This is a genomic window from Actinophytocola sp. (genome assembly GCF_035942955.1).
In the GTDB taxonomy this organism is placed as follows: Bacteria; Actinomycetota; Actinomycetes; order Mycobacteriales; family Pseudonocardiaceae; genus DASYTH01.
This window is the reverse complement of sequence record NZ_DASZCQ010000010.1, coordinates 45533-57790: the sequence shown is the minus strand read 5'-3', so window position 1 is coordinate 57790 and position 12258 is coordinate 45533. Positions and strand designations below refer to the sequence as shown.

Genomic DNA, 12258 nt, shown 5'->3' with positions numbered 1-12258 from the left:
AAGGCCTCCGTGCCGGCCGAGTCGGGAGGACCGGTCGCGCACGGAGGCCTTTTCGTTGCCCAGTACCCTGGGCGCTCGTGAGCTCGGAACCGAACTACCTTGGCTTTGACCTGATCGTCGTGGGCTCCGGCTTCTTCGGCCTCACGATCGCGGAGCGCACCGCGACGCAGCTGGACAAGCGGGTCCTGGTGCTGGAGCGGCGTCCGCACATCGGCGGCAACGCCTACTCCGAGGCCGAACCGGAGACCGGCATCGAGGTGCACAAGTACGGCGCGCACCTGTTCCACACCTCCAACAAGCGGGTGTGGGACTACGTCAACCAGTTCACCGAGTTCACCAACTACCAGCACCGCGTGTTCACGATGTACAAGGGCCAGGTCTACACGTTCCCGATGAACCTGGCGCTGATCAACCAGTTCTTCGGCCGGTCGTTCACCCCGGACGAGGCGCGGGCGCTGGTCGCCGAGCAGGCCTCGGAGATCGACACCGCGGACGCGCAGAACCTCGAGGAGAAGGCGATCTCGCTGATCGGGCGCCCGCTCTACGAGGCGTTCGTCCGCGGCTACACGGCCAAGCAGTGGCAGACCGACCCGCGCGAGCTGTCCGCGTCGATCATCACCAGGCTGCCGGTCCGCTACAACTTCAACAACCGGTACTTCAACGACACCTACGAGGGCCTGCCGGTCGACGGCTACACCGCGTGGCTCAACCGGATGGCCGACCACCCGAACATCGAGGTCCGGTTGGACACCGACTACTTCGAGGTGCGCGAGGCGATCCCGCCCGGCACCCCGACTGTCTACACGGGACCATTGGACCGGTACTTCGACTACTCCGAGGGCCGGCTCGGCTGGCGCACCCTGGACTTCGAGCGGGAAGTGCTGCCCACCGGCGACTTCCAGGGCACGTCGGTGATGAACTACGCCGACGAGGACGTTCCGTTCACCCGCATCCACGAGTTCCGGCACTTCCACCCGGAGCGGGACCACTACCCGACCGACCGCACGGTGGTCGTGCGCGAGTTCTCCCGGTTCGCCAAGGAGGACGACGAGCCGTACTACCCGATCAACACGCCGGAGGACCGCACCAAGCTGGAGCGCTACCGGGAGCTGGCCAAGCGCGAGGCCGGCGAGCGCAACGTGATCTTCGGCGGCCGGCTGGGCACGTACAAGTACCTGGACATGCACATGGCCATCGGGTCCGCGCTGTCGGTGTTCGACAACAAGGTCGCCCCGCACCTGACCGCGGGCGCGCCGCTCGACGGCTCGCTGGACGGCTGACCGTGTCGCGGGAGACCGGGGCGGTCCGGCTCATCCAGGCGGCGCTCGGGCGCGGGCCGGTGGTCCGGGCGGCCCGCGGGCTGTCGACGTTCGGCGAGCACAGCGCCGGCTGGCTCGCGCTCGGCCTGGCCGGCGCCGCGGTCGACCGGGAGCGCCGGCGCGACTGGCTGGTGGCCGCGGCCGGGGTCGTCGGCGTGCACGCCGCCTCCATCGCGGTCAAGCGGGTCGTGCGCCGTCCCCGCCCGGCCGACGAGTCGGTGCGGGTGCTGGTCGGCACGCCCAGCCGGTTGAGCTTCCCGTCCTCGCACGCCGCCTCCACCACCGCCGCCGCGGTCCTGTTCTCCGGGCTGACCGGGCGCCGCCTGGTGCCGGTGCTGGTGCCGCCCATGCTGGTGTCCCGGTTGGTGCTCGGCGTGCACTACCCGACCGACGTGCTGGCCGGCTCGGCGCTCGGCGCCGCACTGGGCGCCGTGCTCCGACGCAGGCTCGGGAGCGGATCGAGGTGAGCAGCACGGCGGAGAGCACCCCGGAGGAGGCCGCCGCCCCACCCGGCGCCGGCGGCGCGCGACGTGGGTCGCTCGGCGTGCTCCTCGGCCTCATCCGCACCGCCCGCCCCCGGCAGTGGGTGAAGAACGTCCTGGTGCTGGCCGCCCCGTTCGCCGCAAACCGGATGTTCGAACGCGACGTCCTGATCGACACCGCCCTGTCGTTCGCCGCGTTCTGCCTGGTCGCCTCCGCCGTTTATCTGGTCAACGACGCCATCGACGTGGCCGCCGACCGTGCCCACCCCACCAAGCGCACCCGCCCCATCGCCGCCGGCATCGTGCCGATCCCGTTGGCGTACGGGGCATCCGCCGTGCTGTTCCTCGCCGCGGTCGCGGTGGCCCTGCTCGCCGGCTGGCCCCTGGTCATCGTGATCGTGGTGTACGCCGCCGCCCAGCTCGGCTACTGCCTCGGCCTCAAGCACCAGCCGGTCATCGACCTGTGCATCGTCGCCTCCGGCTTCCTGCTCCGCGCCATCGCCGGCGGCGTCGCCGCGGGGATCCCGCTGTCCCAATGGTTCCTGCTCGTCACCGCGTTCGGCTCGCTGTTCATGGTGTCCGGCAAGCGCTACGCCGAGATCATCCTCTTCGAACGCACCGGCGCCCGGATCCGCGCCTCGCTGACCAAGTACTCGGCCAGCTACCTCCGCTTCGTCTGGGCCACCTCGGCCGCCATCATGATCACCACGTACGCGTTGTGGGCCTTCGAGATCCGCCAGCGGGTCGCGCACAACTCGGTCTGGGCGGTCATCTCGATCGTCCCGTTCGTGGTAGCGGTGTTGCGGTACGCGGTGGATGTGGATGGGGGGAACGCGGGCGAGCCGGAGGACATCGCCTTGCGGGATCGGGTGTTGCAGATCCTCGGCGCGTGCTGGGTCGGGTGTCTCGCGCTTTCGGTCTACGTGTAGGGATTTGCCTGGGTGCCGTACCCGGTTTGGGTTCGGATCGCCGGGGTGGTTCTGTTGGTGGGCTGGGCGGTCTGGAATGGGGGATCACTCGATGTGGTGATGGTTTTGGCGCCATTCGTCGAACAGGAGGTCGCTGTGGTGTTCGCGGTAGCGGTGGAGGTCGTGGATGTCGACGGTTTTGGCCCAGGTGCCGGGGTCGGTTTGGACGAAGCCGGCTTCGGCGGCGCGGGCCTTCTCGTCGCCGAGGTAGTAGAGGCCGGTGCTGCCATCCTGGGCGATGTTGACGACCTGGCAGGGGAGGCCCTGGTAGTCGGCGCGGGAGGTGACTTCGACGAGGCGGTCGCAGCGGGTGGTGGGGATGGTGGCGAGCCAGGCGTTGAAGTCGGTGCTCCAGTGGAACAGGGCCGGGTCGGGGTTGTGGTCGGTGCGGGTGAACAGGGTGACCTGGCCGTCCTGGGGGTAGGAGTTGGCCTCGTACTCGATTCCGTCGACTGTGGCGAAGATTCCGGACCGCGGGCGGGGGTAGGTCATCGCAACTGCTCCCATCCCAGGGCGGCGCCGCGGTAGATCGCCACCGGAAGTTTCCGCGCGGACGGGTCGTACTGGAAGATCGTGGCGCCGCTGGGGACCGTGCTGGGGCGCTTCCAACGCTCGGGCACGCCGAGCTCGGGGTCGGCGGTGACTCCGGTGCCGGTGTATGGCCAGGGGGCGATCTCCATGCGGTAGGTGTTGGGGTCGAGGCCGGCCGTGGCGGCCGCGTCGATCATGGCGTAGGCGGCGTCGCGCACGGCGGGGGTGTTGGGGCGCAGGCCGGCCGAAGGGTCCAGGGATGCCGGCGCGCCCAAGGGAATGACGAACTGTCCGGGTTGGACAGCGAGGAACTCCATGACGTGCACCACGGGTTGGTCCGGCCGGAACGGGCTGCCCGGATAGTCCACCCGGAACGCACGCATGAACTCCACGGGAGTGCGGAGGTTGGTGGTGTCCTGTGCCCTGGCGACGATTCCGCCGACGGTGCGGAAGTCGAACGGCGGGCGGCGACCCCACTCGCCCTGGGACACCTCGCGGCGCAGGTAGCGTTCCAGCTCGCCGGGGGCCAGCAGCTTGATCATCGGGGTGTCGGGGGCGATCTCGACGAGGCCCTGCACCCGGGCTGCGAGCACGCGCTCGTCCTGGGTGAGGCTTCCGGAGCCGGGAACGACTGGCTGGGTCACGGCTTGTCCCCCGCGGATCGGGCGAAGTTCCGCTCGCGCCAGCCGTCGAACAGCAGGTCCACCTGTTCCTCGTGGTAGTCGTACAGCTCGCTGACCGGCACGGTCTTGCGGTATGTGCCGGGATCGGTCTGGACGAAGTCGTTGTTCCTGGCCCACGCGCCGTTCCAGTCCGCGTAGATCAGCTCGGCGGAGCCGTCGGGCTCGACGGTCTCCACCTCGCAGCGGTGGCCCTGGTACCTCGCATAGGAGTTGACCGCCACCACCCGCTCGAACCGGTCGGCCGGCAGCTCGCCGAGCCAGACCTTCCACTGCTCGTTCCATCGGTACAGCTCGGGGTTCGGGTTCTCGGCGGCCCTGGACACCAGGCGCACGGTGTTGGTCTTCGGCAGGTACGCGCAGGGGTACTCGATTCCGCCGATCGTGGCGAACTCGCCGTGCCGGGCAACGAGGTAGGCCATCAGTGCGTCACCCACCCGAGACCCTTGTGGTACGTCGCCACGGGGGTGGCCACACCGGACGCGTCGTACTTGTACATCACCGAGCCGTCGGGGATCGGCATGCGGTCGGTCATCCTTCGCTCCGGTATTCCGATGTCGCCGTCGGCGGTCACACCGATCCCGCTGTACGGCCAGTCCGCGATGTAGCGCTGGTAGGTCGACGGATCGAGCCCGGCCGCCTCGGCCGCGTCCATCATGTCGTCGGTCGCCCTGCGCACGGCAGGGGAGTTCTCCGGCAGGTTCGTGTGCAGATCCTGCGGCGCGCCCAGCGGGGTCTGGTAGCGGCCGGGATCGGTCGCCGGGAACTCGATGACGTGCACCTCGCTCATGCCGGGGCCGAACGGGCTGTTGTAGTAGTCGAGCCGGTTTCCGCGGACGATGTCGTCCGGCGTGCTCAGGTGCCCACCGTCCTGGGCCCGGCTGACGAACCCGCCGATCGAGTCGTACCGGCCGCTGAGGTACTTCGCCACGTCGCCCGGCGGGATCACCTTGCGCATCGGCGTGTCCGCCTCGACCGTCACCAGCTTCTGCGCGCGGGCGACCAGCTCGCGCTCCTTCGGCGTCAGGGCCCCGGATCCGGCGACCCGACCCGGCTCGCTCGGGTCCTGGGCCATCTTGTGCAGGGCCTTCTGCAGCCGGTGGTACTCCTCCCTGGTGAAGTTCCGCTTGATGGTGTCCCGCCAGCTCTCCCGGTGCTGCGGCGGTCCGCCGGGGGTGCCGTGCCCGCCGGGGCCACCGGTCCCGCCGCCGGGCGGCGTGGGCGGGGTCCCACCGCCGCCGGGTGGGCCGCCGCTGCCGGGGCCGCCGGGCGGACCGCCGTGCGTGGTCGGCGGCGCCGTCAGCGTTCCGCTGGACGTGGTCCCGGCCGGGCTCGTCGTGCCGGACGTCGAGTTGACGGTCGGCGGCCGGGTGGTGGTGTCGATGCGGGCCAGGTTGGCGGCGTTGGTGGCGTCGGTGTTGCGATACGCCGCCGCCGTTCCGCGGGTGCCGGCCTGGGCCTGCTCGACGGCCCTGGTGGTGCGGGCGACGTGCTGCTGGGCGGTCTGCAGGTGGGCCTGGGCGGCGCCGGTGAACCCGGAGCCGACGATGCCCATGCTCTGCGGCCCGACGTTGATGCTGCGCACCATGGTGCCGACGCCCTCGACCTTGGCCCGGGTGGCGTCCAGCCGCCCGGCCATCGTGTCGATCGCGTCGAGGTTGCCGCTGATCCCACCGCCGCCCTGGCCACCGGTGCGCCGGCTGGGATCGCCGCCGTCCCCGCCGTCTTGCCTCCGATGTGGAGTGTGCGAAGTGGACGGACTGTGGTGTGAACCGCCGCTGTGCCGCCGCCGCCCGGTCATCGGGTGGTCTCCGGTGCCGGTGTCTCGTAGGGTTTGACCGCCTGGTAGGTGCCGTAGGCGAGGTCGCCGGCGGTTGCGAACCGGTCGAGGCCGTCGGCAAGGCGCTGCATGGCGCGGCCCAGCTCGGCGAGCCGGCCGGCCTGGCGGCCGAGGCCGCCGAGCAGCTTGCTGATCTTGCCGGCGATCTTGGACGCGGTCATCGCGGCCCTTGCGCCGGCGTAGCCGCAGTATGCCGCGATCGAGCCGCCGAACGTGACCGCGGCCGAGGCCAGTGCGATCAGGGCGCCGCGGATCAGCTCCGCGATCACCGTGGAGATGATGTCGAAGACGATCCCGCGCAGCGTGGTGACCAGCATCCCGGACACGCCCACGACGGCCGCGGTGCCGTCCAGCGTCATGCCCATCGAGTCGAGCTCCTCGGCGAGCTGCCGCATGCTGGCGTTGTAGGCGTTGGCCGCGTCGCCGGTCCAGTCGGCGACCGTGGTCAGGTCCTGGCGGTGCTCCTCGGCGATCGTGCGCATCTCGGCCGCCGCGGTCTTCAGCGCGTCGATGTTGGCATTGATCTCGTCGGGATTGCCGAGCAACGCGTCGAGCGGCTCGCGCAGGAAGCTCACGTGCTCGAGCAGCCAACCCACCCCGGCGGTCAGGATCGAGCCGAGCGGGTCGATGGCGAACCCGACCGTGTCTGTGACCACGCCGGCCGCGCTGAGCGCGACGTCGACGCACCGCTCGCCCTCGGACTCGGCGTCACTCGTGATCGAGGTGACCAGGCTGGAGTAGCTCTCCACGATGCCCGCACCGCTGGTCGCGGTGGTCGTGGGCGATACCGACGTCGCGACACCATCAGGCATGCGTCACACCCCTCGGGTCACCAATCGTCCCTGCGGCCGAAGATCTGGTCATTGCCGAAGTCCTCATCGTCGTCCGGACTGGACACAGGACGACGGGGGCGGGCCGGCGGTTCCCCCGATCGGGGACGAGTTTCGGCGTCCGGCTCATTATTTGTGAACGCATAGCCACGGCTGCCGTCGTCGGGCTCCGGCTCGTCCTCCTCCGGTGGGAGGTAGCCGGTCACCATCCGCAACGATTCGGAGTCCTCGCCGGCCAGCGGGGCGAACGCCTCGGCCACGTGCACGGCGGCCGTCCGCTGGGCCTTCCGGGCCAGCTGCATGATCTTGCCGGCGAGCTGTTCGCCCGAGCCGCGCCACGCGGAGTCGTCGATCGTCAGGCCGGTGAGCGCACCGTTCGGCGCCACGGTCACGGTCAGCGTCCCGTCCGGGGAGGTCTCGGTGGCGCCTGAGGCCTCGAGGTTCGCCTTGAACTCGGCGGCCTTCTGCTTGACGTCGGCGATCTGCGCCTCGAAGCCGGCCAGCCACTCCTCGGGCGTCACCACCACACACCTCCGATAGTCCGTGCCGGACGATAGGTCAGACCGGCAGCCGGCGGAAGACCGCCCGCGGGATGTGCCGGAAGATCGACATCAGCACGCGCAGCGGGGCCGGCGCCCAGACCAGGTCCTTGCGCTTGCGGACCGCGTCGACGATCACGTCGGCCACCCGGTCGGGCGTGGTCGACAGCGGGGCCGCCGGCATGCCCTCGGTCATCCTGGTGTGCACGAACCCGGGCCGCACCACGGTGACCCGGATGCCGTGCGGGCGCAGCGCCTCGCCCAGGCCCAGGTAGAAGCCGTCCATCCCGGCCTTGGTGGAGCCGTACACGAAGTTCGCCCTGCGGACCCGCTCGCCGGCCACCGAGGACAGCGCGACGATGGCCCCGTGGCCCTGCCGGCGCAGCCGCTCGGCCAGCGCCACCCCGACCGACACCGCGCCGGTGTAGTTGACCCTGGCCAGCTCCACCGCCTTGTCGTGGCTCTGCCAGGCCGCCTCCGCGTCACCGAGCACGCCGAAGGCCACGATGGTCAGGTCGATGTCGCCGTCGGCGAAGATCTTGTCCAGCACGCCGGGGTGACTGTCCACGTCCTTCGCCTCGAAGTCCACAGTGGACACCGTGGCGTTCAGCCGGCCGAGCCTGGCCGCCGCCTCGTCGCGGCGCGGCGACGGCCGGGCGGCGAGCACGATCCGAAGTGGACGGGCCGCGGCGTACTTTTCGGCCACGGCAAGGGCGATCTCGGACGTGCCGCCGAGGATGAGCATGGACTGGGGATTGCCGACCGCGTCGATCATTTCAGAGCCAACCTTCTGGACATGTCGGAGGCGAAAACGCCGTCAGGGTCCACCGAGGCGCGCACCTTGCGCCACTCGTCGAGCCGGGGGTAGCCGCGCTGGATCGCCTCGGGTACGGCGCGCGACTCCTTGGCCAGGTAGTGCCGGCCGCCGGCGTCGAGCACCAGCTCGTCGAGCTCGTCGCACAGCTCGGAAAGCCCGGCCCGCACCGGGAAGTCGGCGCACAACGTCCAGCCGCGCATGGGAAACGACAGCGGAGCGGGGTTGCCGTCGCCGAACCGCTTCAGCACGTTGAGCACCGAGACGTGCCCGGACCCGGCGATGATCTCCACGACCCGGCGGATCACCGGCTCCGCGCCGAACGGCACCACGAACTGGTACTGCAGGAAGCCGTGCGGGCCGTAGCCGCGGTTCCACTCGCCGAGGATGTCCAGCGGGTGCAGGAACTGCGTGATGTTCTGGACGGCCCCGAGCCGGGTCGGCGACTTGCGGTACCAGACCTCGCTGAACATCCGGCCGGTGAGCCGGTTCAGCATCCCGGGCGGGAACACGTCCGGCACGGTGAGCAGCTGCGGGGCGTCGAACTTCAGCGGGTGGCGGCGCAGCCGTCGCGGCAGGTCGTCGAGCCGCGCATGGTTCGCCCTGGTCAGGATGCCGCGGCCGAGCCGGGGGCCGGTGGTCGTCGCGTCGAACCAGGACACGGACTCCACATAGGACTCGTCGTCGGTGGACTGCCGGGCCATCAGCTCGTCGAGGCCGCCGATCTGCTCGGTGTCGACCAGGAAGTACGCGGTCTCCACGCGGTTGAGGTGCAGCGTGGCGCGCAGCACGATCCCGGTCAGCCCCATGCCGCCGACCGTGGCCCAGAACAGCTCGGTGTCCGGCCCGTCCGGGGTCAGCGTCCGAATGGTTCCGTCCGCGGTGAGCAGATCCAGCGACCGCACGTGGTTGCCGAAGCTGCCCTCGACGTGGTGCGCCTTGCCGTGGATGTCGCTGCCGATCGCCCCGCCGACGGTGACCTGGCGGGTGCCGGGCAGCACCGGAAGCCACAGCCCGAACGGCAGCAGCGCGCGCATCAGCGTGTCCAGCGAGACCCCGGCGTCCACCTCGCAGATCCCCGCGTCGGCGTCCACCCGGTGGATCCGGTTCAGCGCCGTCATGTCGATGACGACCCCGCCGGCGTTCTGCGCCGGGTCGCCGTAGCTGCGCCCGAGCCCGCGGGCGATCACCCCGCGCCCGCCCGCGGTGCGAACGGTCTCGGCGATCACGTCCACGTCGCTGGTGCTGACTACCTCTGCCACGGTCGGCGCGGTACGTCCCCAGCCGGTCAGCCTGGTCAACACCGGCAACAGGGTAGCCCTAGACTGTCTCGCGCCTGACGGGTATGCGAGAGCGGGGACGCGGCGGGAGATGGTGGGCGGGAAAGGACGGTGACGGTGGCGACCGTGGAGGCTCGGCGGATCGGCCTTGGGAACCAGATCGTCCGGTTCGTGGCCGTCGGCGCGCTGTGCGCCCTCGTCGACTCCGGCTGCTACTGGGCGCTGCTGCAGCTGGGCGTGTGGGTGCACCTGGCCAAGGCGCTGAGCTTCATCGCGGGCACCACCACGGCGTTCTTCCTCAACCGGCGGTTCACGTTCCGGGCGCGCAACGGCGGGCTGCCCCAGGCCGGCGGGTTCGCCCTGCTGTACACGGTGACGTTCTTCGTCAACGTCGGCACGAACGCGGCGACGCTGTCGGTGCTTCCGGCCTTCCGCTGGGAGTACGCGCTGGCCTGGGTGGTCGCGCAGGGCACGGCCACGGTGATCAACTTCGTCATGCTCCGCACCGTGGTCTTCCGGTCCTGACGCTATTTGTTGAAGCCGTGCCCGCGGTGGGTGACGCTGCCGTACACCCGGCCGAGCGGCGGCAGCTCGTCGAGGTGCGCGGTGACCACGTGCGCGAAGTTCACCGCCACCGTGCTCCCATCGGCCAGCTCCGGCGTGTCCACCCCGCCCGAGTTCATCAGCGTCGGCAGCCGGCCGGCCAGCGTCTTCGCCCCCCGGTCGGACAGGGCGAACACCAGCGGCTCACCACTTCCCGCCACGTGCAGCACCAGTGCCCGTTTCACATCGCTCATGTGCTCGACCCCACCAGCCCGGCACACGGCGGCACAACCCGGTTCGCCCTCGGCGGATCAGCTCACAGAAAAGTGGCATCGTGGGCCCATGACCGACGTCGAGGAGTTCCTCGTCGCCCGGGGTGCGGAGGAGATGCCCCATCCGGGTGGCACGCTGCTCGCCCATCTGTGCCGCACCCGCGACATGCTGGCGTCGTGGGGTGCCCGTCCCGCGCTGTGCCTGGCCGGGCTGGCGCACGCCGCGTACGGCACCGACGGCTTCCCGCAGGGGCTCGTCGAGGTGGCGGCCCGCCCCACCCTGGTCGAGGTGATCGGCCCGGAGGCGGAGGAGATCGTCTACCGGTACGGCAGCTGCGACCGGGGCTTCAGCTATCCGCGGCTGCACAACGGTGGGCCGATGCGGGACCGGTTCACCGGCGCGGAGATCTCGCCGGACGGGCGGCAGGTCCGGGACTTCGTCGAGCTGACGGTCGCCAGCGAGCTGGACGTGCTGACGCACAATGATGATCTACGCGCGGAGCATGGCGCCGGGCTGCGCGGGTTGTTCACCGCGTGGCGGCCTTACGCCAGCGGACCGGCCATCGCCGCGGTCACGGAGTTCTTCGGATGAGCTTCAACCACAACGACTTCTACCACCCGTTCCTGCTGCGGAAGGTGCCGGTGGGCTGTCATCGCGCGCTGGACGTCGGGTGTGGCTCGGGCACGTTCGCCCGGCTGCTGGCCCGGCACGCCGCCGAGGTGCACGCCGTCGACCGGTCCGCGGAGATGATCGCCGCCGCCCGGGAGCTGTTCGCAGACCCGCCCAACGTCTCCTACCTGGAGGCGGACATCCGCGATCTCGACCTGGGCGCCGCCCGCTACGACTTCATCTCGTGCATCGCGGCGATCCACCACGTCCCGTTTGCCGCGACCGTGGCACGCTTGCGGGACGCGCTGGCGCCGCGCGGCGTCCTTGCCATCCTCGGCCTTAGCCGCCCCACCCTGGCCGACCTCCTGCTCAGCGGCATCGCCTTCGCCCCCAACAAGGCCCGCACGGCCGCCGGCCGGCTGCGCGGCGCCCGGCCCGGCCCGCACCCGCCGATCATGGACCCCGACCTGAGCCTCCGCGAGATCCGCGCACTGTCCCGCGGCCTGTTGCCCGGCGCCGAGATCCGCCGCCACCTCTACTGGCGCTACTCGCTCGTCTACCGCAAGCCGGTCGATTCAGCGTAGGTCCAGGAGGGCGTCCAGGTCGGCGGCCAGGAGCATCTGGATGGACCGGCCGGCGGGGGCGTCGGGAGCGGGCTTGGCGAGGATCTGGACGGCGGGTGGAAGGCCGGTGACCTGCACCGTGGCGTCGGGGAGGAGCTCGGACCAGGGCCTGCCGGAGAGGGCGGATCGGCCCGTCTGCAGCTCGGATCTGGCGTGGTCGCGGAGGGCGGCGGGGTCGCGGGTGGCGGGGGCGACGCAGATGACCTCGGTGACGTCGGTGGCCGAGGGGGCGCGGACGCCGACGGCGAGGGTTTCGGGGCCGCGGGCGCGGGAGATGACGGCCGCGACGACGTCGCCGAGGCAGTGGGCCATGGACCTGATCGTGGGGTCGTCGGCCAGGGTGTCGGAGCCGGGGTCGGTGACCAAGGCGAGGGTGTCGCGCTTGGGGGAGAAGGCGAACGAGCCGGGGGCGGTGCGCACGTTGTTGAGGGTGGCCGGCCCGGCGGTCTCGACGAGGGGCGAGTCGATTCGGATGGTCCCGTCGGGGCTGGCGGACCAGGTGGTGCCGCCGAGGTCCCCGGTGCGTTCGATGCCGAGGGCGGCGAACTTGTCGTTGACGGCCGCGACGTCGTAGAAGCCCCAGATGATGCCCGACCAGTTCGGCGGCGCGCCCGCGGTGACGGCCGTCCGCATCGACAGCGGGTCGAACGCGAGGTTCTCGGCGACCGTCTTGTCGTAGCGCGCGATGTTGCTCATGCCGGACCCGGTCAGGCTCAGGAACCGGTCCCGGTTCGCGTCGCGCAGCGAGCGCAGCGCGGCGAGGTCCCCGTACTCGATCCACTGGCGGGTGCTGTCGGTGGCGCGCACCTTGCCGAGCGCGCCGAGCAGCGCCGAGCCGGATCCGCCGGATGAGCAGGCGCCGGCCACCACGACCACGGCCGACAGGATCGCGATGATCTTCGAGCGACGCACCGGACGATCGTAGGG

The 12258-nt window shown here is 70.9% G+C and carries 16 protein-coding genes; 6 read left to right on the top strand and 10 right to left on the bottom strand.

Annotated features, from left to right (window positions below):
* Nucleotides 1-77: 77 nt before the first annotated feature.
* From glf to VGX25_RS00920, 3 genes are read left to right on the top strand one after another with little or no spacing between them, the layout of a single operon-like run.
* Entirely contained in the window at nucleotides 78-1280 is a 1203-nt protein-coding gene (gene glf, locus VGX25_RS00930) for a UDP-galactopyranose mutase (protein WP_326915560.1), read from the top strand.
* A 2-nt stretch (nucleotides 1281-1282) separates the two neighbouring features.
* A complete protein-coding gene (locus VGX25_RS00925) occupies nucleotides 1283-1786 on the top strand; it encodes a phosphatase PAP2 family protein (protein ID WP_326915559.1) in 504 nt (167 codons plus the stop codon).
* Complete coding sequence (locus VGX25_RS00920; RefSeq protein WP_326915558.1) at nucleotides 1783-2730, top strand: decaprenyl-phosphate phosphoribosyltransferase; 948 nt, start codon at nucleotides 1783-1785, stop codon at nucleotides 2728-2730. Before VGX25_RS00925 ends, VGX25_RS00920 begins: the two co-directional genes overlap by 4 nt.
* Before the next feature lie 84 nt (nucleotides 2731-2814).
* Here VGX25_RS00920 and VGX25_RS00915 read toward each other — a convergent pair whose 3' ends face one another.
* From VGX25_RS00915 to VGX25_RS00880, 8 genes are read right to left on the bottom strand one after another with little or no spacing between them, the layout of a single operon-like run.
* On the bottom strand, nucleotides 2815-3261 hold the full coding sequence (locus VGX25_RS00915; RefSeq protein WP_326915557.1) for a hypothetical protein: 447 nt from the start codon (nucleotides 3259-3261) through the stop codon (nucleotides 2815-2817).
* Nucleotides 3258-3944 carry a hypothetical protein gene (locus VGX25_RS00910; RefSeq protein ID WP_326915556.1) on the bottom strand — a complete coding sequence of 229 codons (687 nt, stop codon included), beginning with the start codon at nucleotides 3942-3944 and terminating at the stop codon, nucleotides 3258-3260. The genes VGX25_RS00915 and VGX25_RS00910 overlap by 4 nt, the downstream gene beginning before the upstream one ends.
* The gene (locus VGX25_RS00905; RefSeq protein ID WP_326915555.1) at nucleotides 3941-4417 is read right to left on the bottom strand and encodes a hypothetical protein; all 477 of its coding nucleotides are present in this window, start codon (nucleotides 4415-4417) and stop codon (nucleotides 3941-3943) included. The genes VGX25_RS00910 and VGX25_RS00905 overlap by 4 nt, the downstream gene beginning before the upstream one ends.
* Complete coding sequence (locus tag VGX25_RS00900; RefSeq protein ID WP_326915554.1) at nucleotides 4402-5781, bottom strand: hypothetical protein; 1380 nt, start codon at nucleotides 5779-5781, stop codon at nucleotides 4402-4404. Before VGX25_RS00900 ends, VGX25_RS00905 begins: the two co-directional genes overlap by 16 nt.
* Nucleotides 5778-6632, bottom strand: coding sequence for a WXG100 family type VII secretion target (locus VGX25_RS00895; RefSeq protein WP_326915553.1), 855 nt, complete (start codon nucleotides 6630-6632; stop codon nucleotides 5778-5780). The genes VGX25_RS00900 and VGX25_RS00895 overlap by 4 nt, the downstream gene beginning before the upstream one ends.
* Nucleotides 6633-6649: 17 nt before the next feature.
* Nucleotides 6650-7171 carry a YbaB/EbfC family nucleoid-associated protein gene (locus VGX25_RS00890; protein ID WP_326915552.1) on the bottom strand — a complete coding sequence of 174 codons (522 nt, stop codon included), beginning with the start codon at nucleotides 7169-7171 and terminating at the stop codon, nucleotides 6650-6652.
* A 37-nt stretch (nucleotides 7172-7208) separates the two neighbouring features.
* Nucleotides 7209-7964, bottom strand: coding sequence for a decaprenylphospho-beta-D-erythro-pentofuranosid-2-ulose 2-reductase (locus tag VGX25_RS00885; protein WP_326915551.1), 756 nt, complete (start codon nucleotides 7962-7964; stop codon nucleotides 7209-7211).
* Nucleotides 7961-9307: an FAD-binding oxidoreductase gene (locus tag VGX25_RS00880; RefSeq protein WP_326915550.1), complete on the bottom strand. Its 1347-nt coding sequence runs from the start codon at nucleotides 9305-9307 to the stop codon at nucleotides 7961-7963. Before VGX25_RS00880 ends, VGX25_RS00885 begins: the two co-directional genes overlap by 4 nt.
* A 93-nt stretch (nucleotides 9308-9400) precedes the next feature.
* On the opposite strand from VGX25_RS00880, the gene VGX25_RS00875 reads away from it, so the two are divergent.
* On the top strand, nucleotides 9401-9808 hold the full coding sequence (locus tag VGX25_RS00875; RefSeq protein WP_326915549.1) for a GtrA family protein: 408 nt from the start codon (nucleotides 9401-9403) through the stop codon (nucleotides 9806-9808).
* A gap of 2 nt (nucleotides 9809-9810) precedes the next feature.
* Here VGX25_RS00875 and VGX25_RS00870 read toward each other — a convergent pair whose 3' ends face one another.
* On the bottom strand, nucleotides 9811-10080 hold the full coding sequence (locus VGX25_RS00870) for a hypothetical protein (RefSeq protein WP_326915548.1): 270 nt from the start codon (nucleotides 10078-10080) through the stop codon (nucleotides 9811-9813).
* 88 nt (nucleotides 10081-10168) lie between these two features.
* Between VGX25_RS00870 and VGX25_RS00865 the strand changes: the two genes are divergently transcribed.
* Complete coding sequence (locus VGX25_RS00865; RefSeq protein WP_326915547.1) at nucleotides 10169-10690, top strand: DUF6817 domain-containing protein; 522 nt, start codon at nucleotides 10169-10171, stop codon at nucleotides 10688-10690.
* Complete coding sequence (locus VGX25_RS00860; RefSeq protein WP_326915546.1) at nucleotides 10633-11292, top strand: class I SAM-dependent methyltransferase; 660 nt, start codon at nucleotides 10633-10635, stop codon at nucleotides 11290-11292. Before VGX25_RS00865 ends, VGX25_RS00860 begins: the two co-directional genes overlap by 58 nt.
* Here the strand turns inward: VGX25_RS00860 and VGX25_RS00855 are convergent.
* Nucleotides 11284-12243 carry a hypothetical protein gene (locus VGX25_RS00855; RefSeq protein WP_326915545.1) on the bottom strand — a complete coding sequence of 320 codons (960 nt, stop codon included), beginning with the start codon at nucleotides 12241-12243 and terminating at the stop codon, nucleotides 11284-11286. The genes VGX25_RS00860 and VGX25_RS00855 overlap by 9 nt on opposite strands.
* Nucleotides 12244-12258: the final 15 nt, after the last annotated feature.